Source organism: Bacillus cereus group sp. BfR-BA-01309 (assembly GCF_022664315.1).
Lineage (GTDB): Bacteria > Bacillota > Bacilli > Bacillales > Bacillaceae_G > Bacillus_A > Bacillus_A mobilis.
Genome location: NZ_JAKUHE010000002.1, coordinates 124,339 through 147,940, shown reverse-complemented (window position 1 = coordinate 147,940; position 23,602 = coordinate 124,339). Strand labels below are relative to the sequence as shown.

Genomic DNA, 23,602 nt, shown 5'->3' with positions numbered 1-23,602 from the left:
TTTCATTCCATTATGTATAGAATAAAACGCGCTAGTTCCTATGATATATAAAAAATAATAAAATAGCAAAGAAATGGCGGGGGAAGACAGGGGAGAGAAAATGGGTGTAGAAATAGGATGTATAAGGAAAATTTTAGGGAGAAAATAGGCTATTTTGAAAAGAAATGGGGAGAATACGTGTTAAATATGACAAAAAAGTTTATGATAGAAGGTAACATCATGTTATGATAAGGACACGTAAGAATTAAGTTTTTTATGTTCGACACAAAAAGTTCATGTTTTCTTCACAAAATGTTCGGGAAATATGATTTAATATATTGGAGTATGGGCGTAGATTAGTAGTAGAATGGGTTAACAATGTTTCTACTGTAATAATATTGCTATATAGAAGCGAAATATTTCATTGGAAATAGGCGCAAAAAGAAAGATGAAAGTTTTAAGAGGGGGTTAAAGTGATGAACCATGCAACAAGTGAGCTGCATGATGAGTCTGCTGTTACAAGTGTACCGGAAACAACTCGGTTACAAGATTTAAAAGCGCTCGTTAAAATGGGGATTGTAAACTCAAATACACTTACTGTATTTACAGGATTTTGGTTGGCATTACACTTTAATGGATTAAGTGTGATGGACAATCTGGATAAGTTATTTTTTACAATTGTTGGTTCTGGATTAGTTATGGCAGGGGTATGTTGTTTAAACAACTACATTGATCGAGACATCGATCCATTAATGGAAAGAACAAAGACTCGTCCAACGGTTACTGGAAAGTATAAACCAGGATTTGCACTTACATTTGGATTAGTTATATTACTTCTTGGGTTTGTATTTTTATTATTAACAACACCAATGGCAGTGTTAATGGGGTTTATTGGTGCTTTCACATATGTTGTTCTATATAGTTTATGGACAAAGAGAAAGTATACACTAAATACTGTTGTAGGTAGTATCTCTGGTGCAGTTCCACCTTTAATTGGATGGGCAGCAATCGATCCATCTTTAGGCCATCCAATTGCTTGGATGCTATTTTTGATTATGTTTATTTGGCAAATCCCACATTTCCTTGCATTAGCAATGAAACGTGTTGATGAATATCGAAATGCAGGAATTCCAATGCTTCCTGTAGTTCATGGATTTGAAATTACGAAACGCCAAATTATGATTTGGACAGTATGTTTATTACCACTACCATTTTATATGAGTGGTCTAGGGATAACATTTATGGTAATTGCAACATTGTTAAACATCGGATGGATCGTTTTAGGATTTTATGGCTTCCGTAAGAAAGATGACATCAAATGGTCCGTACAAATGTTTGTTTATTCCCTAAATTATTTAACAATCTTATTTGTATCAATGATTGTAGTTACATTCTTCTAAGACAACGACATAATTGGATTTCTTTACGTTGAGATTTACTTTACTTAACTATAAAGTACAATCTAATTCACAAGGAAAGTGGGGGTTGTTTGTATGAAGAAACAGTGGCGACTGCTTTCGTTCGTTTCACTGCTGGCTTTACTGTTAGGGGGATGCGGTAAAGCCTTTCAATCTACTTTAATTCCGCAAGGAGAAGTAGCAAAAATGCAATATGATTTGCTCTTACTAGCAACTGCGATTATGGTAGGAGTAGTACTAGTAGTTACTATTATTTTCTTATATGTAATTGTGCGTTTCCGACAAAAGAAGGGTCAGGAAGATTATATTCCGGAGCAAGTTGAAGGGAATCACAAACTAGAAATTATTTGGACAGTTATTCCGATTATTCTTTTGTTAATCTTAGCTGTTCCGACGGTTACATATACATTCAAACTTGCTGATGTAAGTGCGATGGAGAAAAAGAATATTGATAAAGATACTATCGTTGTTGATGTAACAGCGAATCTTTATTGGTGGGAATTTTCTTATAAATCAGAAAAAATAGTAACTTCTCAAGATTTAGTCATCCCCACAGGTAAGAAAGTGTATTTGAATTTGAAGGGTGCCGATATTAAACATTCGTTTTGGGTTCCATCTTTAGCTGGGAAGATGGATACAAATACAGATAATGTGAACAAAATGTGGTTAAAGGCAGATAAATCGGGCACTTATAATGGTTTTTGTACAGAATTTTGCGGCCCATCACATTCTTTAATGCAATTCAAAGTGAAAGCTTTAGATGAAAGCGAGTACAAAAAGTGGCTTGCTGATATGAAGAAGATTGATGGGAAGAAAGAAGTAGCTTCAACAAAGGCGCAAGAGGGCCAAGAAATATTTAATAAAAGCTGTATTGGTTGTCACGCAGTTGGATCTAATGATAGTAGACCACCTTCCGCTCGTATCGCACCAAACTTAGCAAACTTTGCGGATCGCGATATGGTTGCCGGTATTGCCGAAAACAATGAAGAAAACTTAAAAAAATGGCTGAAAGATCCTGAAAATATGAAACCAGGAAATAAAATGACTGGTAAATATGGCAACTTAACGGATGATCAAATTGATGCATTAAATGCATACTTACAAACGTTAAAAGTTGAAAAGTAAAGAGGGATTATTCGCGAAGGGGAGGTTGAAAACGTGAGTTCTGTAGCAAAAAAACAGGGGATGGGTGCTGTCATATGGGATTATTTAACGACAGTAGACCATAAAAAGATTGCCATTCTCTATTTAATTGCAGGTGGATTGTTTTTTGTAATAGGCGGAATAGAAGCTCTATTTATTCGCCTTCAATTAGCGATTCCTAACAACGCTTTTCTTGTTGGGGATGCTTATAATCAAGTATTAACGATGCACGGTACAACAATGATTTTCCTCGCAGCTATGCCACTCGTGTTCGCATTTATGAACGCCGCTGTACCACTTCAAATTGGTGCACGCGATGTAGCGTTCCCGTTTTTGAATTCACTCGGATTTTGGTTATTTTTCTTTGGTGGAGTATTTTTAAATTTAAGTTGGTTTTTAGGTGGAGCACCTGATGCAGGATGGACGTCTTATGCATCTTTAGCTTTAGCCTCTAAAGGCCATGGTGTTGATTTTTATGTACTCGGTTTGCAAATCTCTGGTATTGGTACATTAATTGGAGGTATTAACTTCCTTGTAACCATTATTAATATGCGTGCGCCAGGGATGACGTATATGCGTATGCCGATGTTTACATGGACGACATTTGTAACATCTTCGCTAATATTATTCGCTTTTCCGCCGTTAACTGTAGGATTAGGACTTTTAATGTTAGATCGTTTATTTGGAACAAGTTTCTTTAATCCAGCATTGGGCGGGAATACAATTATATGGGAGCATTTATTCTGGATTTTCGGTCATCCAGAAGTATACATTCTTATACTCCCAGCTTTCGGAATATTCTCGGAAATCTTCGCGACATTTTCGAAAAAGCGATTATTTGGTTATTCATCGATGGTGTTTGCGACGGTATTAATTGGATTCTTAGGATTTATGGTATGGGCGCATCATATGTTTACTGTTGGGCTTGGTCCAGTTGCAAATGCTATTTTCTCAGTTGCAACAATGGCGATTGCGGTTCCGACCGGTATCAAAATATTCAACTGGCTCTTTACAATGTGGGGCGGAAGTATTCGTTTTACGACACCAATGATGTGGGCAGTAGCTTTCATTCCATCATTCGTAATGGGGGGAGTTACAGGTGTTATGCTAGCATCTGCACCAGCTGATTATCAATTTCATGATAACTATTTCGTAGTAGCACACTTTCACTATGTAATTGTCGGCGGTGTTGTATTTGGTTTACTAGCAGGAGCTCATTATTATTGGCCACTGATGTTTAATAAAGTATTGAATGAAACGTTAGGGAAGATAACGTTTTGGCTATTCTTTATTGGTTTCCATTTAACGTTCTTTATTCAGCATTTCCTAGGGTTAATTGGTATGCCGCGTCGTTACTACACATATCTTGAAGGTCAAGGATTGGAAATGGGGAATATGGTTAGTTCTATTGGAGCGGTGTTTATGGCTCTTGGAACGATTGTTCTTCTATTCAATGTAATAAAAACAACAGTATCAAAAGAAAAGGCTGGTCGTGATCCATGGGATGCACGTACATTAGAATGGACAATGCCAGCACCTACACCGGAATATAACTTTAAACAATTACCATTTGTGCGTGGATTAGATCCGTTTTGGATTGAAAAACGTGAAGGGAATAAAGAGATGACAGCGGCGGAACCAGTTGGTGATATTCATATGCCAAATCCATCGTTTTCACCATTTATCATTTCGTTAGGATTGTTTATAGCGGCATTCGGTGCAATGTATATGCAGGGCGGAAAAGATAAGTTTTGGTTATTAGTAGCAATTATTGGTTTAATCATTACCTTTGGAACGATGTTCCTACGTTCAGTAATCGATGATCATGGATATCATATTCATAAGGAAGATTTAGAAGATAAGGGGGGCAAGGCATAATGCATGTAGATGAAAAATTAACGAATGAAACATTTCCAGCAGAGCCTGAAAAAGCAACCCTTGAGGGAAAAAATAAGTTTGTCGGTTTTTGGTTATTTCTTGGAGGCGAAACAGTATTGTTCGCTTCCTTGTTTGGCACATATTTAGCGTTAAAAAATTCTACAAATGGTGGACCGACATCTCAAGAGATGTTCCAAATGCCACTCGTTTTCATTATGACGATGCTTTTATTAACGAGTAGTTTAACTAGCGTATATGCGATGTATCATATGAAAAACTTTAACTTTAAGAAAATGCAACTTTGGCTACTAGTAACAGTGTTGCTAGGTTTAGGATTTTTAGGGTTTGAGATATATGAGTTTTATCATTATACGCATGAATTTAAGCATACTATGAGAAGTAGTGCGTTTGGTTCCGCGTTTTATGCTCTTGTTGGTACGCATGGACTCCACGTATTGTTTGGATTGTGTTGGATTTTAACATTAATCTTTAGAAATGCGAAGAGAGGGCTAAATTTATACAATGCACCGAAGTTTTATGTTGCATCGATTTATTGGCACTTTATTGACGTAGTTTGGGTGTTTATTTTCACTGTAGTATATTTGATGGGAATGGTGGGATAAACAATGGCGATAAAGCAAACGAATAATCCTAAAGTTGATCTTGTTTATCGGAAGAGAAAAAGTGCGGAGGAAATGAAGCATCAAGTTATTACATTTACATTAATGATTTTTTTAACATTAGTTGCATTTGCAGCAGTAGCATATCCGAAAACTTTTAGTCCGACTTTCTCAGTACCATTTATTTTACTATTAGCAGTGGTACAAGTAATTTTTCAATTGTATTATTTTATGCATATGAGTCATAAAGGACATGAAGCGGCAAGTTTCTTTCTTTATTCTGGTCTGTTAATCGGGTTAATTACAATTTTAGCTTTTATGACAATTGTGTGGATTTGAAAAGTGAAAAATAAGGGAGCTTGTGTTGTCACAGCTCCCTCTTCATATTATGTGAAAGGGTAACCTTCAGAAGGTGGGTGTGGCAATGGGCAACTTGTGGATATTTGGTTTTCAAGCTTTATGGAGTCCAATCTTTTTATTATTTATGCTTTCGATTCTTATTGGGTACTTTTTAATTATTGGGCCATATAGAACGCGATTTGAAAATGCGACGAAGGTAAGTAAGAAGCAAATTTTTTATTTTACGACTGGGATTGTTCTTTTGTACTTTGTAAAGGGAGGGCCTATTGATTTAATTGGTCATATTATATTTAGTGCACATATGTTTGAAATGGCAGTTATGTATATTGCAGTTCCACCGTTATTGTTGCTTGGTATACCAGTTTGGTTATATCGTTATATTACTTCTTTTAAGTTCGTTCAAATTATATTAAAGGTATTTGCTAAGCCGCTAATTGCATTGTTTGTATTTAATGGCCTGTTTTCTTTTTATCATTTACCAGTTGTTTTCGATACAGTAAAACAAAGTCAAATTGCACATCCTATTTGTCTTGCTATATTGTTCTTTACGGCAATCATGATGTGGTGGCCGATGCTAAATCCATTACCCGAATATCAAACGTTAAGTGATATAAAGAAACTTGGTTATATGTTTGCTAACGGTATATTATTAACGCCAGCTTGCGCGTTAATCATTTTTGCGACTGCACCGTTATTTGCAACGTATACGGATCCGGCTGCTTGGATGAAGGCGATGGAACTATGTGTACCGGCGGGAACCTTATCAGATTTAAATATAACAGGACCAGAATTTTTACACTGGATGCCAGTCGTACAAGACCAACAAACAGGTGGCATCATTATGAAAATTGTCCAGGAAATAGTGTATGGTACAATTATCGGCTATGTATTCTTTCGATGGGCGCGTCGAGAGCGTGAAAAGGATAAAGAGCAGTTACAGCAATTGCCGCCGTATTTGCAAACGAAATAAAAGTGAGTGCATCATATTGATGCACTCACTTTTATTTTATTCAATGATTTGGAACTCTTTTAACTCTTTTTCGACATTTTGTAGGAGTTGTTCGCTTTTTTGAAGTACATTCGTTGGGAAAGTTTCACCATCACCATATTCAACGCCATGAGGATAATAATGTTTTCCTAATAAGGGAGGAAGTAACTTTACTTCAGCGTGTCTGCTACCAATGTCACCTTCAACAGCAAAACCTTGTACACGCAAATAATAAACATCGTCTAATATTTCGAATTTATAATCGTATGTAACCCGCTCATAATCCCATTGTCCAGCAAGTACAAAATGGTTCTTTTCCATAATTTCTGTTAATAGTGTTAAATCAACGACTGCCCCATTAAATTTCGTATTTGTAAATTGCATATAATACCTCCTCTTTTCATGTTACGTTATTATTTTTATAATAGTATGAATAATAAGAAAGTGCAATTCATATTGAGAGAAAAGGGATAATCCAGACTTTTTTTGCGAAAATATGATATAGTGAAAAGAGTACGGTACACACAAAAAAGGAAAGAAAAGGATTTGTGTATATCTCAATTTTATGTTTTCTGCAGGAGGTATATCGAGTGAAGAAATTATTGCGTATCGTAATGATTACATTTTTAATTTTAGCTATTGATTTATACGGGAAATTACTCGTTTCACAATATATATTAACCCCATCTCAATCAAAGCAAGAAAATAAAATTGTGAAAAAGAAAAAACAAGTAAATGAAGACTCGTCCGATACTGTTTTAAGTATAATTGGTGGGGACTCTGAAAATTTATTAGCAAAATGGGGCGAACCATCTCGAATAGAGCCATCTGCTTACGGATATGAATGGTGGGTATACAATCAAGATTTAACTCAGTATGTGCAATTTGGGGTTGCAGAACGAAAAGTTGTAACGGCGTATGTTGCTGGAGAGCAAGTTAAGGTGTCGCCTTATTATATAAATGAAAAGTATGAAGAAGTGTATAAAAAGAATCCACTCTCGCATGAGATTTCGTTAAAAAGAGGGAAAAATAGTTATCAATTTGAGTTATCTGACACGGAAGTGATGGAACAACCATTAATACCTGTAGAAGATGGCTGGGCACAATTATATTTTGATCATTTTACACATGAGCTTGTTGGTGTTCGTTATATGGATGATGAAACATTATTACGCCAAAAACCGTATCAGCTTGTTTATTCAGGTGAATTACTAGCGGAACAACCATTGACTCCAGATAAAATGAAACAAATAGAGAATGGGAATATGCAACAAATTTTTGATTTAACAAATATTATTCGAAGTCGTCATAAGTTACCGTTGTTAGCTTGGGATCAAGAAACAGCAGATGTGGCTATAGGGCATAGTAAAGATATGAAGGATAATAATTACTTTGCACACGATTCACCTACACAAGGTACGTTAGGAGATCGTTTACAGCGCGGGAAAGTCGGGTTTCAACTTGCTGGTGAGAACATAGCGGCGCAACATAGTGATGGAATTGCGGCGGTGCAAGGTTGGTTAAATAGTGAAGGGCATAGAAAGAATGTATTAAATGAACAATTTACAGGGTTAGGTGTTGGGGTATACGATAAGTTTTATACACAAAACTTTATTCGGAAATAAAGTGAAACTTTAAGTTGTGTAGGGGACACCTGACGTTTAAGTACTTCGTATTTACTGAATTGTAGGTGAGAATCTTACCGTATGCAAATAGCAGGATAAAAAGGTGCATGAATCGTCTAAAAATAGGCGAACCATGTGCCTTTTTTTTCTTACTATATAGTAGATATACATGAAGAGGTGAGGATTATGCCAACAACAAAAGGACCGTTACATCCATCGGTTCAACAGTTTAAAGAGTTTGTAAACCATCACCCTAAAATGGTTCATGAGGTTAGAAGTGGTCACAAAACTTGGCAACAGTTTTATGAAGAATGGTACTTACTTGGTGAAGAAGATCCGATATGGGCAACTTTCAGACCGGATGGAGCGCCAGCTTTTTCTTCGGTAAAGGAAAATAAACAAGAAAAAGATAATCGAACTGAAGAGGAAAAAACTGCTGATGTGATGGGACAAATGCTTTCTTTCTTTAAAAAGCTAGATGTGGAACAGATGCAACACCATTTAGCGAATGTGACGAGTGCTATTGGTAGTGTGCAACAAGTGTTTCAACAATTTCAAGGGAAGCCCGCGCGGCAAGAAGAAAGTACTTCCGAAAATAATCCATTTTTCTTTCAGAAGGATTAGGGGGGAAAGCGGATGAGAGCAGAAATTATGGAGTTTATAAAGGCGGATGAGGATTTATCTCGCTATATTAGGGAACAACCGTACTGGTATAGAAAATTAACGCGAAACCCTGAAGAAAAAGAGGCATTTGAGTTAGCGGCTATGCAACATTTCAAAAAAACGATACCAGATAAAGTTGAGAAATTTCAAAATCAATTGGCAGTGGCTTCCATTATGATCGATATGTTTCAGTATATGAAGCAGCAAAATACAACATAATTGGAAGGGAAAACTATGTCCGTCATGCAGAACTTTTGATACAATAGAAGCGGATTATTTAAAAAGGAGTTGCAGCATGAGCATGACGGAAATTTGTTTAGTACGACATGGACAAACTGATTGGAATTTTCAAGAGATTATTCAGGGACGTGAAGATATTCCACTTAATGAAGTGGGAAAGAAGCAAGCAAGTCAAAGTGCAGCTGCTTTGCAAGCGGAAGCATGGGATGTGATTATAAGTAGCCCATTAATTAGAGCGCACGAAACAGCTAAGGAAATTGCAGGGGCTACAGGACTGGAATCGATTTTATTAGATGAGCGATTTGTTGAACGTAATTTTGGTGAAGCTTCTGGGAAGCCGGTTGCGACTGTTAGGGAGCTAATTGCAGAAGGTAAAGTAGAAGGTATGGAGCAAGATGAAGAGATTGTAACTCGTTGCTTTGCTGCTGTAAAAAATGTTGCAGAAACTCATTCTGGCAAACGTATTATCATTGTAGCTCATTCACATGCGATAAAAGCAATTTTACATGCAATTGCACCGGAAGATATTTCGTTTAAGACACCATTAAAAAATGCATGTATTAGTTACGTGAAAGAAAATAGTGGGAAATGGGATGTTCTGAAATATAATATTGCGGAACATATTAATGTATAAGTATGTGCTAGAATTATATGGAAAATAGTTAGAGTGATATCTTTCTGTTTAGTGAGGCACTTCAATTAGTAGTTCTATTCTAAATGTGGTATGATGAATACTCGGAGGTGTCTCTCATGATTGTAGCGACGCTGGAAAGCGTATTGATATTAGATAAGGCAGAGCAGCTTGCAAAAGCGATCATCTGTTCAGATATAGCAGAAGATTATCGTAAGTGTTATAAAGAATTGCATGAAGATGTGGAAGTTCAGACGCTAATTCAGCAATTTACAGCGATGAAAGAACGATATGAAGAAGTGCAACGTTTCGGTAAATACCATCCTGATTATACTTTCGTTTCGACGAAAATGAGGGAGTTAAAGCGTTCTATAGACTTACACGATAAGATTGCAGCTTTTAAACGAGTAGAAACAGCTTTGCAAAAGTTGTTAGATGAAGTTAGTGTAGCAATCGGTTCGGAGGTGTCTTCTTCCATCAAAGTTCCAACAGGAAATCCATTTTTTGATGCTGGTGGCTGTGGTGGCGGTTGTGGTACCGGCGGAGGTTGTGGCTGTAAAACGGGGTAAATCACCCCGTTTTTTAGAAGGTAGAAGAAAACGTATACAGAGTTTGTCCTGTAATGTCATAAATTTCTGATTGGTTTTCATAAAATATAAAATATATGTTTTTAAAAGGAGAAGATGGAGAAGATTATGTTCGGGCAACGACAAAGTATGATTGTTTATTTACATTCATTGAAACATGCCAAGATTTTAAGGAAATATGGTAACATACATTACATATCAAAACGCTTAAAATACGCAGTAGTATATTGTGATATGGAACAAATTGAGCATATGATGCAAAAGTTGAACAAACTTCCTTTTGTGAAAAAGATAGAACCGTCGTACCGCCCGTATTTAAAAACGGAATTTGAAAATTCACGTCCTGATCGGGCAAAAGAATACGATTATAGCTAATAAAAAAATCCCTTGCTAATTTTAGCGGGGGATTTTTTATTTGAAATAAAGTGTTATTTCATTGGAGGAATGAAATTATTCATTCGTAAAATACCAATTAAATGATTGAAGAATAGTTCTTTTTCTGGGAAAGTTGTGGATGGTTTTACCGTAAAGGTAGTTACTTTTTTTCCTATTTGTTCAGCTGTTTCTTCAAATAAAATGACGCGTTTACTTTTTTTATTTTCAAATACAGGAATGCCTTCACGACATATGTATAATGGTTGGAAATCACCAGTAGTAGTTGGTTTTAATATTACAACAAGTGAGCACACTTTTTTTTCATTTTTAATCGTTTCAAATTGTAACATATGTGTTATACGTTCTTGATTTGATTTGGCAATTTCAAGTAATTCATATAAATCAGAGTAGCCTTCTCCGAGTTCTATAAAACGTTGAATCATATTTTTTCCTCCTCTTTCTTTTACTTACTGTACCATCTCACTTTTTAAATGAAAAGTAGACAAAGAAAAAAAACCCTGCAAAGCAGGGCCCTTCTTATACTAGCTTGTACTAGTAAGAAGGCAAAGGGAGAGGAGAAACCGGAGGAAGAACTTATGGGGAAACGTAAGTCTTCTCCGCGGTTGGCAACAACATCGAAGGTGATGTTGTTATAATTATTTATGTCCAATCTAAATGAAGATATACATCATGAAATTAAATTTTATGTTTGGCTTTTTATTTTTCTTTTTTTTATTTTATGATAGGATAAAAAAGGTAAAGTGAAAGGAATAGTTCGTGTTAGCGAATAGTGAGATGAATACATAAAAATGCTGAGCGATTATTTTAAGTTAAGTTCTTCTAATGTTTGTTGAAAGATGAATGGAATCGTATAGTTTGGTAGCGGTTACCGAATGGAGAAAGGCTTTCTATAATTGCTCGATAGATTGAAATAAAGGTAGTGACAACAGATGAGAGTAGTTTCAGGAAAATGTAAAGGGCATCCACTTAAAGCGGTGCCAGGTAATACAACACGTCCAACGACAGATAAAGTAAAAGAATCAATTTTTAATATGATAGGCCCTTATTTTGATGGCGGTACCGCTCTTGATTTATTTGGCGGTAGTGGTGGTCTTGGAATCGAGGCTATAAGTAGAGGGATTGATAAAGCAATCTTTGTTGATCGAGATAATAAAGCGATAAAGGTAATCCATCAAAATTTAGAAAGTTGTCGAATTCAGGAACAAGCTGAAGTATATCGAAATGATGCAGAACGTGCGGTAAAGGCTCTTATAAAACGTGAAATATCATTCGACCTTATATTAATTGATCCTCCATATAAAGATCAAAAAATTGTATCTTTAATTAGTGTGATGGATCAACATGGATTGTTACATAGAGATGGATTAATTATGTCAGAGCATGGTAATGATGTGGTTTTACCTGAGTCTATAGGGAGACTTGTAAAAGTAAGAGCTGAAAATTATGGGATTACAGCAATATCGATTTATAAGTATGAAGGTGAGGGGACGGAATGACTAGTATAGCTATTTCTTCGGGAAGTTTTGATCCAATTACCCTTGGACATCTGGATATTATTAAAAGGGGAGCAAAAGTATTTGATGAGGTATACGTAGTAGTTTTAAACAACTCGTCAAAAAAACCGTTCTTTTCAGTTGAAGAGCGCTTAGATTTAATTCGAGAAGCAACAAAGGATATCCCGAATGTAAAGGTAGATTCACATAGTGGACTATTAGTGGAGTATGCGAAAATGCGTAATGCAAACGCGATTTTACGTGGGTTACGAGCGGTTTCTGATTTTGAATATGAGATGCAAATTACTTCTATGAATCGAAAATTAGATGAAAATATTGAAACATTTTTTATTATGACAAACAATCAATATTCATTTTTAAGCTCGAGCATTGTGAAAGAAGTTGCGAGATATGGCGGAAGCGTAGTAGATCTTGTACCTCCTGTTGTAGAACGTGCTTTAAAAGAAAAGTTTCAAACCCCGTTAAAGTGAACGGGGTTTTTCTTTGTTGCTACGAAAAAATAATAAGATAACATATACATATAAACAAAATAATGTGAATATCGGTCCATAATGCACAAAAGATGTCCAAATTTCATGCAATATAGAAGAATGATTTGGTAAAAATACGGGGATATCTTTTTGCATAGGTGAAAAAGAGGTTACTTTTTCATAAAATGGTTTCCAAAATATAAGAGTGAAAATAGGAGCAAGAATACTTTGAATAATTCGCGCGAAAAAATAGGGCTTAAATCGGATGTCTGTTTCAGCTAATATGCTAGCAACTTGTGCCTGAATAGAAAGGCCGCTAAATGCTAAAATAAAGCTTGTTACCATAGCTTGTTGCAGGAGGGGTGTTTCATTTACTTGACTAATCATTTGGCTTCCGAGTGTCATTTCAAAAATGCCTGATAATATCGGAAGGCTAAATTCTGTAGTTAGTTGGAAGAATGATAAAATATGTTGCATAATAAAAGAAAGTGCTGCTGTAATATGGAATACAGTAATCATTTTATTTAAAACAGAGAATAAAATAATAAATCCACCAATCATAAGTAACGTTTGAATAGAAGAAACGATAGCGTCCCCAAGTAATTTTCCTATTGGTCTTTTTTCTTGCATGCGTGTCTCGTGTAGGATTGAAAAAGGGTTTTGAAAAGGACGTTTTTTAGTAGTATGTTTATCATTCGTGGAAACGTTGTTATTGCCGTAAAAACGCATCAATAACCCGACGGCAAAGTTACTTAAATAATGTGCAGCAGCTAATACGATTCCTAATTTCGGATTATTGAAAAAACCGATAGAAACAGCTCCAAAAATAAAGAGTGGATTAGATGAGTTTGTAAAAGATACGAGGCGCTCTGCTTCGATCTGTGTTAGCTGATTACTTTTACGCAGTCTAGCGCTTAATTTGGCGCCAGCAGGGAATCCTGAAGCCATTCCCATTGCCCAGACAAATCCGCCTATCCCTGGAACGCGAAAAAGTGGTCGCATGAGTGGTTCTAATATAACACCTATAAATTTTACAACACCAATACTAATTAGAAGTTCCGCAATGATGAAAAACGGTAAAAGTGAAGGGAATACAACTTCCCACCATATATTTAACCCTCGAATGGAAGCTTGCAAAGCAGCTTGGGGGTGGAGTACAAGAGAAAAGGTTAAAAACAATGTTGATATGGTAAGGAAAGCTGTTTTCCATTTTTCATACATGTAAGTAAATCCCCCTTTGTCCCAAAAACGTTCATTTCAGTATACGTGGATACGTGGTGAATTTAGACCATAAGTATGAAAAAAGGAATGAAAAAAAATAAAGGGTGAGAAAAATGAAAGAACCGAAAATTGGTTTAGCTCTTGGGTCTGGGGGGGCAAAAGGATTTGCTCATATTGGTGTTATAAAAGTTTTAAGGGAAAATGGTATACCGATTCATATGATTGCAGGAAGTAGTATGGGGGCTTTAGTAGGTACATTTTATGCAGCTAGCTCAAACGTTGAAAGGCTGTATAAACTGGCAAATGTTTTTAAGAGGAAATATTATTTAGATTTTACGGTTCCGAAAATGGGATTTATTGCTGGAAAACGTGTCAAAGATATGATTAAAATGTTTACATATAATAAAAATTTAGAAGAGTTAGATATCCCGACGGCTGTTGTGGCTACTGACATCTTGAAGGGGGAAAAAGTAGTTTTTACAAGTGGTCCTGTTGCAGAGGCGGTGAGAGCTAGCATATCTGTACCTGGAGTGTTTGTGCCAGAAAAAATAGATGGACGATTATTGGTGGATGGCGGAGTGATTGATCGCATTCCAGTATCGGTTGTGAAAGAGTTAGGTGCCGATATTGTTATTGCTGTTGATGTATCCCCGATTAAAGTGAATGGAGAGGTTACGTCTATTTATGATGTAATTATGCAGAGTATTGAAATTATGCAACATGAGCTTGTGATGAATCGGCAAATTGCATCGGATTTAATGATGCGACCAGCTGTAGAACAATTTAGTTCACGTGCTTTTACAAATATTGAAGACATTATTCGAGTTGGAGAAGTAGAAGCTGAAAAACATGTTGCAAATATTTTTTTATTAATTGAGCAATGGAAGGAGAAACATAATGTTTAAGCGTTTTCGGTTTATATATGCAATTTTAATAGGGGTTATATTGGCGATGTTACTTGTTTACGTACGTTTACCGTATTATGTAACAAAACCAGGGATGGCGGCCAAATTAGAGCCTTACGTTCAAGTGGAGGGTGGAACGAAAGAATCTGGTGATTTTATGCTTGTTACGGTTTCAATGGGACCAGCAAATGTGGTGAATTTAATAGCGGCACAGTTTAATAAATATACACATATTTCGAAAGCGGAAGAAATATTGCAAAAAGGTGAAAGTGATGAAGAATATCAATTTCGGCAAAATTATGCGATGAAAGATTCGCAAAATGCAGCCATCTATAATGCTTATAAACGTGCAAATCGTACTGTTTCTTTTGAAAATAAAGGTGTATTGGTTGCTGGTGTAGCGAAAGGGATGCCGTCAGAAGGAAAGCTTAAACTTGGAGATGTTATCGTAGCTGTCGACGGAAAAACTTTTGAAAAGACGGAGCAATTTATTGAATATATGACAGGGAAAAAAGAAGGAGATACAGTAAATATTGAGTACAAGAGGAATGGAAAACAGTTAAAAGAAGATCTAAATGCAAAGACCATCCCAAATGGAAATGGACGCGTTGGCATAGGGGTTTCTATCGTTACGGAAAGAGAATTAGTGGTAGATCCGAAAGTGAAAATTGATTCTCATGAAATAGGCGGACCATCGGCAGGCCTAATGTTTACATTAGAAATATATAATCAACTTGTGGAAGATGATTTAACAAGAGGGCATGAAATAGCTGGAACAGGGACGATTAATGAAAAGGGAGAAATTGGACCGATTGGTGGTATTCAGCAAAAAGTGGTCGCTGCAAGTGATGCTGGTGCTGAAGTGTTCTTTGCGCCAAATGAAAAAGGTGAGGAGAAATCGAATTATAAAGATGCACTTGAGGCTGCGAAAGATATTAAAACAAAAATGAAAGTTGTGCCAGTAGATACGCTGGATGATGCATTACTGTATTTGGAAAAAATGGGTAAGAAAAAATAAACCTCTCTGAAAAAGAGAGGTTTTTTTATAGAAATTTTGCAGTTGATTCATCATAACGAATTGGATGGTGTGTTGCATCTTGTTTTAGTAGTTGTGTTCGTAATGGTTCTTGCATGATGGAGAAATATACAGAATTGGCTTTTCTCTCTATATATAAAATAGGATGGTCAAATGTTTTTGTATGGGTAAGGATGGGAAGTTCTATTTTTTTCTTGTTTTTTGAAAGGTAAGTTTGTCCTTTTTGTGACATGCCTAGTAGACGAATGTACGGTGCATGCTGCTCTATATTTGCGCTATGTATTTCTTCTTTTGTTGTATTTGTTAAAATGTGTGTACAAGCTCTTTGTAATCTAGTCCACGTGTAACGCTTCGTTTTTAATGCTTCCATGAATGAATGGAAGGAAGAACTGGTTTGTATTTTTGATAAAATACGATGCTCTAAACCTTCTTCTATTTCATATATATGTCGTAAGTCTTCTGGAGACATCGTCATGAGTTTGTATTTAAAAAATGAAAAGTATTGTTCCCAATTATGTAATATCCCGTAGTTTTGTTTGTAGCTTGCTAAAAGAGAAGCAGTCGCTTTTGGGATAAAAGGTTCAATTTCTGCAAAAGAACTATTTTCGCTAAAAAGTTGCTTGCGAATACTAGTTGCGCTTGCAATATGTTGATCGCTAAATGTTTCATCATGATAATGAGATGCGAATCTTTTTATCGTTTGTGCTTGCATAGAACTATTTTGTAAGAAAATTGATTTCATGTATTGGAATCCTAATATGTTATTCGGTTGTGACATGTCTATGTTTTTTTCGGATGGTAAAATGTGTAGGAAGGCGTCAGATGTAGCTTTTGCGTAACTGTTACCCGCATTCATAAATTGCTTTACAAGACGATTAAAAGTCTCTTCTTCATCTTTTTGCACAGAAATGGTGTTATAAAAATTTTCGATCTGTCCATCTTCACTACCGAAACAAATTTCAGAAACGTGTAGGGCGTTTAAAATGGAAATAGCACCATTTGCAAAGGTTTCAGCCTTTTGTGTTGAAAAGGCGTATGGAAGCTCTACAACAAGGTCTACACCGCATGATAAGGCCATTTTGGTACGATACCATTTGGATAGGAGTGCTGGCTCACCACGCTGTAAAAAAGGGCCACTCATAACAGCGATTGTAATATCAGCGTGTGTTAACTTTTTTGTTTGTTGCACATGATAATCATGACCGTTATGAAAAGGGTTATATTCAACAACTATACCACTGGCTTTTATGGTAATCTCTCCTTTCGATGTAGCATCTTTTTGAAAAACGTGATACTCTATATATTATTTACTATGATGACTTCATTATAGTGTAAAGAAAAAACATTGACAAATATAAAATGGCTAGCTATAATTTTGTTTGTTGCCTTGAGGTGATATGATATGAAATGGTCCATCCATCAATTGAATAAATTGAGAAATAAAGGATTGACATTGGATGAGATGGTAGATGTAAGTGAGCTACAAGAGGTCGAGAAAGATATTCGTGAAATTAATCCTGTTCATGTAACAGGAAGAGTTGATTTTGGATCCGGTAAGTTTACGTTCCATCTACATATAACTGGAAGCATGGTTTTACCATGTTCTCGCTCTTTAGTAGATGTGACATTACCATTTGACATTAAAACAACTGAGGTGTTCCAAACTTCACAAGAAGAATTTGAAACTGAAGCTGAAATTCATTGTTTAGAAGGAGAAGTACTTGACTTACTGCCCGTAATCAAGGAAAATATACTTTTGGAGATTCCAATGCAAATTTTCAGTGATGATGTTTCTGGTGGAGCACCGATGCAAGGTCAAGACTGGCAAGTGATTTCGGAAGAAAACAAAGAAAAGACTGTTGATCCACGATTAGCAGGACTTGCAAAGTTTTTTGACAAATAATCGGAAGACTGGTTTAGGCCTTCATATGAAAATAACTATTTCTTTTAAGGAGGTGGGAAGAATGGCTGTACCTTTTAGAAGAACTTCTAAAACAGTAAAAAGAAAGCGTCGTACGCATTTCAAATTATCAGTACCTGGTATGGTAGAGTGCCCAAGCTGTGGTGAAGCGAAATTAGCTCACCGTGTATGTAAAGCATGCGGTACTTACAAAGGTAAAGAAGTAATCAGCAAGTAATTGCGGGAAATAAACGTAGAAGATATCTTCTACGTTTATTTTTTTTGTCTTATTCTTCATTTGTTGTATTCTATCTTTTCTAGTAACTGCATATGTTTAATAAAAAATGCATAGGGAGGACTAGAGAGATGGCGACAACAAGACAAGATGCTTGGACTGATGATGAAGATTTGCTTCTGGCAGAAGTAGTACTCCGGCATATTCAAGAAGGTGGAACGCAATTATCTGCCTTTAAAGAAGTGGGAAGACATTTATCTCGTACACCAGCAGCATGTGGCTTTAGATGGAATTCTTACGTTAGGAAGCAATACAAAGAACGTATCGAAGAAGCGAAGCAACTACGTAAAGTAGAAAATTATGAAGTGAAAGAGACAAAGGTATTAGAGCCCACGTCAATTACATTGAATGATGTTATTGATTTCTTGCAAAATTATAAAGATGAAAACTCCTTAATGGTGTTGCAACAGCAAATTGACTCGTTACAAACAGAGAGAGAGAGTCTTTTGGAGCGATTATCAGTATATGAGGAAGAATATAGAACATTGCTTGATTATATCGATCAAAAAAGAAGTGTAATGGTAGCAGAAAGAAATAGTGCTCGTTCGAATGGGAAATTAGAAAAGTTAAAGAAATAAAAAAACAGCTGCTATGTAGCTGTTTTTTTATTTCTTATGCAGACTCTTCGTTTGTAACCGTATTCAAATTTGTTTCTGGGTTCCAAACATAAAAATCACCATCGGGTACTGATACAGGCTGGAAATTTAATTTATCCCAAAAACCAGCTGAATGGATACGCGCGATCGTTTTAATTGGGAACTGTAGCCCCTTCGCATAATTTACAAGCATTTCTCCGAATCCTTGTTTTTGGAAAGTTGGTAACACTTCAAGTTTATAGAGTTCTAGGTAAGTACCCGTAATTTCGAATGGTTCCCCGCCGTTCCGTTTCATATATAGACTCATACGTGCAATTAGTGATCCGCCATAATAAATACCGTAAAATGGAGATTCACTATCATTTTCAATAATATTTGCCTGTAATTCTTCTAACATGGATAGTTCTTGAGCTCCGCAACCTTTAAATTTTTTAAATTCGTCTAATGTTTTATAATTGATGAGCAAGCGCTCAACTTTTGGGAATCCCATAACATCACATCCTTTTCTTGTCTCGTTGAATGCAGAAAAGTAAAAATATTTATAATAATATTATAACTCATTTTTTTATTTTTATGAAGATTATAGTATATTTCTTTTATTATTTTTTTGAGGATTTGCTAAACTAAGAGTAGAAGCATATTAATAGGTAGTATATACATATTGAAGAAGAGGTTGCATTTGTTTGTCAAAGAGCAATAAAATTGTAAACTGTATTCATATAATTGAGGAAGATAAAGTGAAACTGTAATCGGTGGGATTTGTTCACCTGTAGTTAATTATGATTCCGCATCAATCAGGTTTTTGCGGGATGAAAAGGGGGAGGGAAAAGGGACTTATGTATCGTGTTCATATGAGTTCCTTGTGTGAAAATGAAAATCGGAATTGTAGGACCAGGAGCTATCGGTCTATTGTATGCATTTTATTTACAAAAAAGTAAGCAAGATGTTACGTTGTTTACAAGGACAGCTAAACAGGCTGAGGAATTGAATGTAATGGGTGTAACTTGTATGAGGGAGGGGAAATGTGAAACGGTATTCCCGCCTGTTTTACCAATAGAAAGTATGATAGACCAGCAGTTAGACTATATATTTATTGCTGTTAAGCAATATCATATAACTGACATACTACCTTTTGTGCGAAGGGAATCCTCATTAATCTTTTTGCAAAATGGAATGTCGCATCTTCATGTTATGCAGCAAATCGGGAATGAAAATATTGCGGTTGGGATTGTAGAGCATGGTGCGAAAAAAGAAGAACATATCGTTTATCATACAGGGATAGGTGTAACGAAGTTTGGAATCGTGCACGGTCAGTCTATGCAGTTTGAAAAAATATTTAATTGTTTTCCTTTTCCTCATTTTCCGATTCAAATAGAAGATGATTGGAAGAATGTTATGCACAAAAAATTAGTAGTTAATGCATGTATTAATCCGTTGACAGCATTATTACAAGTTCAGAACGGAGAGTTGATTACGAACCCTTTTTTTTATCGATTGATGGAACAAGTATTTCAGGAAGTCGTCTTTCTCGTTAAAGAAGAAAAAGAAATGGTATGGGAAATGGTACGCCGCATATGTGAAAGAACGTCTCATAATACATCATCTATGCTGGCTGACGTGAGGGCGAGTAGACAAACGGAAATCGGTGCGATTGTTGGATATGTGATAGAAGAAGCTAAGAAACAGCAACGATCCGTTCCGACACTTCAATTTTTGTTCGATGCAATAAAAGGATTAGAAGTAAAAGGATAAGTGTAATTCTTTGCTTTTACGTGCAACATTGACTACAATGTGGATTGGTGAGAGAACAGGATACGAAAGGAAGAATTATATGGAGATAAAAGAAATCTCTGTTCCGCAACAAGGTGTTGTAGCGGACTATATGAACGGTAAAAAAGAGATACAGTCGTGTTTTGACTATATGTTAACAGAAGATGCTTTTAAACAGCGTGTACATGATTTGCGTGAGAGGGAGTTTTTCCGCCAAGATTTAGTAGCGCATTTATTAGAATATAATACAAAATTACAAGCGGGAGAAGCTACGATTCAAAATGTAAAAGCGCTTGAAGATGAAAATACATATGTTGTTATAGCTGGACAACAAGCTGGGTTATTAACTGGACCACTTTATACAATTCATAAAATTATTTCAGTTTTACAGCTTGCGAGGGAAAAGGAAAAAAGTCTAGGTGTTAAAGTTGTTCCTGTTTTCTGGATTGCTGGTGAAGACCATGATATGGATGAAATTAATCATACTTTTGTAACGAAGAATAAAAAAATCAAAAAGACTATTTTTCATGATCGTAATCCGAAAAAGGCGAGTGCTTCAGAGTCTGAACTTGCTTTGGAAGACTGTAGAAAGTGGGTTGAAGAAATTTTCAAAACATACCCTGAAACGAATTTTACAAAGGATGTACTACAATTTATTGATGATTCTTTGGAGAAATCGAATACGTATGTAGATTTCTTTGGCCATCTTATTATGAAAATGTTCGTGCATTCTGGTTTAATTCTTGTTGATTCGCATCATCCTGAATTAAGAAAATTAGAAGTGCCGTTTTTCAAGCGAATTATAGGTAAGTATAAAGAAGTGCAAGAGGGGCTTCATAACCAACAGGAAGTAATTAAAGAATTAGGATATAAACCAATTATTGAAACAAAGTATAATGCATTGCATATATTCATGGAAATTGATAATGAGCGAGTATTACTTGAAGATAATCAAGGGAAGTTTGTTGGGAAGGATGGAGCGTATTCCTTTTCGTATGAGGAATTGATGGAAGAGATGGAGAGAAGCCCGGAACGCTTTAGTAATAATGTTGTAACGCGCCCTCTTATGCAAGAGTATGTATTTCCTACGCTTGCGTTTATTGGAGGGCCAGGGGAATTAGCTTACTGGAGTGAATTACAACAAGTCTTCCATACTATCGGTTTCCGAATGCCACCTGTCGTTCCGCGTATTACAATCACTTATATAGAGAGGGATATAGCGACAGATTTACGCGATTTACAATTGCAAGACAGTGATCCGTTCTTAAATAACGTAGATACGCTGCGTGAAAACTGGTTATCTAATCAAATAGAGGAACCGATAGATGATCGATTTGTAGAGGCGAAAAAAGAAATCATTGATATCCATACGTCATTACAACAGTTTGTGAAGAAAATAGATCCTGGATTAAGTACGTTTGCAGGGAAAAATGAATTCAAAATTAATGAACAAATTGAACTGTTGGAAAGAATGTTGAAAAGAAATGTTGAGAAAAAACATGAAGTGCAGTTAAATAAATTCCGTCGCATACAATTTGCGCTTCGTCCATTAGGGGCGCCGCAAGAGCGTGTGTGGAATGTATGTTACTATTTAAATCAGTTCGGTTTGGATTTTGTTGATCGTGTAATGGAAAACCCGTTTTCTTGGGATGGAAAACATCATGTTATAAAACTATAGAATCTTGCTCTTAGGAGCAGGATTTTATTTTTGTTCCGTTGAATTTACTGTGAAGTGAAATTTTTCTGAATTATCAATTTGGAAACAATAGATATCGTAATTATGCAGGATACTTAAATATATGACAAAATAGCACAAAATGTAAACGTATTATTATCTTTTTCGACAGTTTTTTATTTAAATTCCCGCAAAAGATGATAAAATTTAGTATATAATAAAAGAAAATAGCGATTTGTATAGTATGCTGCCTTTGTAGGCAAGTTAAATGAGTCGTTCTTTCATAGTATTTCGTTCTCTAATCGTGAAATATGCGTTTAGGGGAAGAGATGCATTCAACATAATTAATTGGAAAAAGAGTAGGTGCAACAATGTTTAAACACGTAACAGTGCTTTTAAAGGAAACAGTAGACGGCTTAGATATAAAGCCAGGTGGTACATATGTAGATTGTACACTGGGGGGAGGAGGACATAGTTCTTATTTATTATCCCAATTAACTGAAGGTGGAAAATTAATCGCGTTTGATCAAGATGAGATAGCGATTCAAAATGCGAAAGAAAAGTTCTCTTCATACGGTGAGCAGTTTATAACAGTAAAAAGTAATTTCCGTTATTTATCTGAAAAACTACAGGAATTAGGTATAACAGAAGTAGACGGTATTTTATTTGATTTAGGTGTTTCATCCCCGCAATTAGATACACCAGAGCGTGGCTTTAGTTATCATCATGATGCACCGTTAGATATGCGAATGGATCAAGATGCCCCCTTAACAGCATATGATGTTGTGAACAGCTGGTCATATGAGCAGCTTGTAAGGATTTTCTTCCAGTATGGTGAAGAGAAATTTTCAAAACAAATAGCTAGGAAAATTGAAGCATATCGTGAGAATAAAGCTATTGAAACGACAGCGGAATTAGTAGAACTAATTAAAGAGGGTATTCCAGCTCCTGCTCGTAGAACGGGTGGACATCCTGCGAAGCGAGTGTTCCAAGCGATCCGTATTGCCGTAAATGATGAATTGAAAGTATTTGAAGAAGCGTTGGAATCTGCAATTGAGATGGTCAAGCCAGGCGGAAGAGTTAGTGTTATAACATTCCATTCTTTAGAAGACCGTATTTGTAAAACGACGTTTAAGCGAAATAGTACAACTCCACAATTGCCACCAGGATTACCGATTATTCCTGAAGAATTTAAGCCGAAACTAAAGCTTATTACAAGAAAACCGATTTTACCTTCTGATATAGAGTTAGAAGAAAATAATCGAGCGCGTTCTGCGAAATTGAGAATCGCTGAAAAACGATAAAAAGGGGAGAGAGGTATGAGTAACTTAGCTGTAAAGTACAAACAACAAGCGCAAGAAGAGGTACAGATTCAAACGCCCCCACAGCAAATGGTTCAGCCAAAAGCTAAAGCGAAGATTACAAGAATCGAAAAACTGTTGTATGTAGCATTTATTGGCTTTTTATTGTATGCCTGTGTAGCGTTTATTGGAAATAAAGCAGGCCTTTATCAAGTTAATGTAGAAGCAGCGACGATAGAACAAAAAATTGTGCAGCAGCAAAAAGAGAATCAAGAGTTGCAGGCTGAAGTAGAGAAGTTAAGTCGCTATGAACGAATCGCTGAAGTTGCAAAAAAACACGGGCTAGAAATTAATGCGAATAATGTGAAGGGCCTCAAATAAGGCAATAGGT

28 protein-coding genes are annotated in these 23,602 nt (G+C 35.9%); 23 read left to right on the top strand and 5 right to left on the bottom strand.

Annotation, left to right across the window (positions count from 1 at the left end; all coding sequences use genetic code 11):
* Nucleotides 1-455 precede the first annotated feature (455 nt).
* From ctaB to ctaG, 6 genes are all read left to right on the top strand, one after another.
* On the top strand, nt 456-1,379 hold the full coding sequence (ctaB, locus tag MR115_RS04255; protein WP_001015058.1) for a protoheme IX farnesyltransferase: 924 nt from the start codon (nt 456-458) through the stop codon (nt 1,377-1,379).
* A gap of 93 nt (nt 1,380-1,472) precedes the next feature.
* The gene (gene coxB / locus MR115_RS04250; RefSeq protein ID WP_000745278.1) at nt 1,473-2,522 is read left to right on the top strand and encodes a cytochrome c oxidase subunit II; all 1,050 of its coding nucleotides are present in this window, start codon (nt 1,473-1,475) and stop codon (nt 2,520-2,522) included.
* A gap of 60 nt (nt 2,523-2,582) precedes the next feature.
* Nucleotides 2,583-4,418: a cytochrome c oxidase subunit I gene (gene ctaD, locus MR115_RS04245; RefSeq protein ID WP_242240609.1), complete on the top strand. Its 1,836-nt coding sequence runs from the start codon at nt 2,583-2,585 to the stop codon at nt 4,416-4,418.
* A complete protein-coding gene (gene ctaE / locus MR115_RS04240) occupies nt 4,418-5,041 on the top strand; it encodes a cytochrome c oxidase subunit III (RefSeq protein WP_000557861.1) in 624 nt (207 codons plus the stop codon). The genes ctaD and ctaE overlap by 1 nt, the downstream gene beginning before the upstream one ends.
* Before the next feature lie 3 nt (nt 5,042-5,044).
* Nucleotides 5,045-5,377, top strand: coding sequence for a cytochrome c oxidase subunit IVB (gene ctaF, locus MR115_RS04235; RefSeq protein WP_061678265.1), 333 nt, complete (start codon nt 5,045-5,047; stop codon nt 5,375-5,377).
* 85 nt (nt 5,378-5,462) lie between these two features.
* Nucleotides 5,463-6,368 (top strand): cytochrome c oxidase assembly factor CtaG, encoded by a 906-nt coding sequence (ctaG, locus tag MR115_RS04230; RefSeq protein WP_242240110.1) that lies wholly within the window; start codon nt 5,463-5,465, stop codon nt 6,366-6,368.
* A 36-nt stretch (nt 6,369-6,404) separates the two neighbouring features.
* Here the strand turns inward: ctaG and MR115_RS04225 are convergent, their stop codons facing one another.
* A complete protein-coding gene (locus tag MR115_RS04225; protein ID WP_061678263.1) occupies nt 6,405-6,770 on the bottom strand; it encodes a YugN family protein in 366 nt (121 codons plus the stop codon).
* Nucleotides 6,771-6,976: 206 nt separating this feature from the next.
* On the opposite strand from MR115_RS04225, the gene MR115_RS04220 reads away from it, so the two are divergent.
* The 6 genes from MR115_RS04220 to MR115_RS04195 all read left to right on the top strand — a co-directional run bounded on the left by MR115_RS04220 (nt 6,977) and on the right by MR115_RS04195 (nt 10,507).
* Complete coding sequence (locus MR115_RS04220; protein WP_242240108.1) at nt 6,977-8,011, top strand: CAP domain-containing protein; 1,035 nt, start codon at nt 6,977-6,979, stop codon at nt 8,009-8,011.
* Between the two features lie 186 nt (nt 8,012-8,197).
* Complete coding sequence (locus MR115_RS04215; RefSeq protein ID WP_061678261.1) at nt 8,198-8,635, top strand: YlbD family protein; 438 nt, start codon at nt 8,198-8,200, stop codon at nt 8,633-8,635.
* A 12-nt stretch (nt 8,636-8,647) separates the two neighbouring features.
* Nucleotides 8,648-8,893, top strand: a complete 246-nt coding sequence (locus tag MR115_RS04210) for a YlbE-like family protein (RefSeq protein WP_001200991.1) — start codon at nt 8,648-8,650, stop codon at nt 8,891-8,893.
* A gap of 82 nt (nt 8,894-8,975) precedes the next feature.
* A complete protein-coding gene (locus tag MR115_RS04205) occupies nt 8,976-9,548 on the top strand; it encodes a histidine phosphatase family protein (RefSeq protein WP_242240607.1) in 573 nt (190 codons plus the stop codon).
* 116 nt (nt 9,549-9,664) lie between these two features.
* A complete protein-coding gene (locus tag MR115_RS04200) occupies nt 9,665-10,114 on the top strand; it encodes a YlbF/YmcA family competence regulator (protein WP_061678260.1) in 450 nt (149 codons plus the stop codon).
* Nucleotides 10,115-10,240: 126 nt separating this feature from the next.
* Nucleotides 10,241-10,507, top strand: a complete 267-nt coding sequence (locus MR115_RS04195) for a YlbG family protein (protein ID WP_061678315.1) — start codon at nt 10,241-10,243, stop codon at nt 10,505-10,507.
* A 53-nt stretch (nt 10,508-10,560) separates the two neighbouring features.
* On the opposite strand, the gene MR115_RS04190 is transcribed toward MR115_RS04195, so the two are convergent.
* Nucleotides 10,561-10,950, bottom strand: coding sequence for a DUF7147 family protein (locus MR115_RS04190; protein ID WP_242240106.1), 390 nt, complete (start codon nt 10,948-10,950; stop codon nt 10,561-10,563).
* A 507-nt stretch (nt 10,951-11,457) separates the two neighbouring features.
* Between MR115_RS04190 and rsmD the strand changes: the two genes are divergently transcribed.
* Both rsmD and coaD read left to right on the top strand, forming a co-directional pair.
* The gene (gene rsmD / locus MR115_RS04185) at nt 11,458-12,024 is read left to right on the top strand and encodes a 16S rRNA (guanine(966)-N(2))-methyltransferase RsmD (RefSeq protein ID WP_001266982.1); all 567 of its coding nucleotides are present in this window, start codon (nt 11,458-11,460) and stop codon (nt 12,022-12,024) included.
* Complete coding sequence (coaD, locus tag MR115_RS04180) at nt 12,021-12,512, top strand: pantetheine-phosphate adenylyltransferase (protein WP_000200598.1); 492 nt, start codon at nt 12,021-12,023, stop codon at nt 12,510-12,512. The genes rsmD and coaD overlap by 4 nt, the downstream gene beginning before the upstream one ends.
* Here the strand turns inward: coaD and ylbJ are convergent.
* On the bottom strand, nt 12,504-13,733 hold the full coding sequence (gene ylbJ, locus MR115_RS04175) for a sporulation integral membrane protein YlbJ (protein WP_063260455.1): 1,230 nt from the start codon (nt 13,731-13,733) through the stop codon (nt 12,504-12,506). The genes coaD and ylbJ overlap by 9 nt on opposite strands.
* Nucleotides 13,734-13,846: 113 nt before the next feature.
* Between ylbJ and MR115_RS04170 the strand changes: the two genes are divergently transcribed.
* Together MR115_RS04170 and MR115_RS04165 are read left to right on the top strand one after the other, a co-directional pair.
* Nucleotides 13,847-14,638 (top strand): patatin-like phospholipase family protein, encoded by a 792-nt coding sequence (locus MR115_RS04170; protein WP_061678258.1) that lies wholly within the window; start codon nt 13,847-13,849, stop codon nt 14,636-14,638.
* Nucleotides 14,631-15,656 carry a SepM family pheromone-processing serine protease gene (locus MR115_RS04165; protein WP_242240105.1) on the top strand — a complete coding sequence of 342 codons (1,026 nt, stop codon included), beginning with the start codon at nt 14,631-14,633 and terminating at the stop codon, nt 15,654-15,656. The genes MR115_RS04170 and MR115_RS04165 overlap by 8 nt, the downstream gene beginning before the upstream one ends.
* A 25-nt stretch (nt 15,657-15,681) precedes the next feature.
* On the opposite strand, the gene MR115_RS04160 is transcribed toward MR115_RS04165, so the two are convergent.
* Complete coding sequence (locus MR115_RS04160; RefSeq protein ID WP_309243093.1) at nt 15,682-16,923, bottom strand: nucleotidyltransferase; 1,242 nt, start codon at nt 16,921-16,923, stop codon at nt 15,682-15,684.
* A 153-nt stretch (nt 16,924-17,076) separates the two neighbouring features.
* Here MR115_RS04160 and MR115_RS04155 point away from each other — a divergent pair, with 153 nt between their 5' ends.
* The 3 genes from MR115_RS04155 to MR115_RS04145 all read left to right on the top strand — a co-directional run bounded on the left by MR115_RS04155 (nt 17,077) and on the right by MR115_RS04145 (nt 18,447).
* On the top strand, nt 17,077-17,577 hold the full coding sequence (locus MR115_RS04155) for a YceD family protein (RefSeq protein WP_061678255.1): 501 nt from the start codon (nt 17,077-17,079) through the stop codon (nt 17,575-17,577).
* A 61-nt stretch (nt 17,578-17,638) separates the two neighbouring features.
* Complete coding sequence (gene rpmF / locus MR115_RS04150) at nt 17,639-17,812, top strand: 50S ribosomal protein L32 (RefSeq protein WP_001984764.1); 174 nt, start codon at nt 17,639-17,641, stop codon at nt 17,810-17,812.
* Between the two features lie 128 nt (nt 17,813-17,940).
* A complete protein-coding gene (locus tag MR115_RS04145; RefSeq protein WP_242240099.1) occupies nt 17,941-18,447 on the top strand; it encodes an RsfA family transcriptional regulator in 507 nt (168 codons plus the stop codon).
* Between the two features lie 34 nt (nt 18,448-18,481).
* Here the strand turns inward: MR115_RS04145 and MR115_RS04140 are convergent, their stop codons facing one another.
* Nucleotides 18,482-18,955 carry an N-acetyltransferase gene (locus MR115_RS04140; RefSeq protein ID WP_000506704.1) on the bottom strand — a complete coding sequence of 158 codons (474 nt, stop codon included), beginning with the start codon at nt 18,953-18,955 and terminating at the stop codon, nt 18,482-18,484.
* 374 nt (nt 18,956-19,329) lie between these two features.
* Here MR115_RS04140 and panE point away from each other — a divergent pair, with 374 nt between their 5' ends.
* The 4 genes from panE to ftsL all read left to right on the top strand — a co-directional run bounded on the left by panE (nt 19,330) and on the right by ftsL (nt 23,592).
* Nucleotides 19,330-20,217 carry a 2-dehydropantoate 2-reductase gene (gene panE / locus MR115_RS04135; protein WP_242240096.1) on the top strand — a complete coding sequence of 296 codons (888 nt, stop codon included), beginning with the start codon at nt 19,330-19,332 and terminating at the stop codon, nt 20,215-20,217.
* Nucleotides 20,218-20,296: 79 nt separating this feature from the next.
* Entirely contained in the window at nt 20,297-21,913 is a 1,617-nt protein-coding gene (gene bshC / locus MR115_RS04130; RefSeq protein ID WP_242240094.1) for a bacillithiol biosynthesis cysteine-adding enzyme BshC, read from the top strand.
* Between the two features lie 368 nt (nt 21,914-22,281).
* On the top strand, nt 22,282-23,214 hold the full coding sequence (gene rsmH / locus MR115_RS04125; RefSeq protein ID WP_242240087.1) for a 16S rRNA (cytosine(1402)-N(4))-methyltransferase RsmH: 933 nt from the start codon (nt 22,282-22,284) through the stop codon (nt 23,212-23,214).
* Between the two features lie 15 nt (nt 23,215-23,229).
* Nucleotides 23,230-23,592: a cell division protein FtsL gene (ftsL, locus tag MR115_RS04120; RefSeq protein ID WP_000067081.1), complete on the top strand. Its 363-nt coding sequence runs from the start codon at nt 23,230-23,232 to the stop codon at nt 23,590-23,592.
* Nucleotides 23,593-23,602 lie beyond the last annotated feature (10 nt).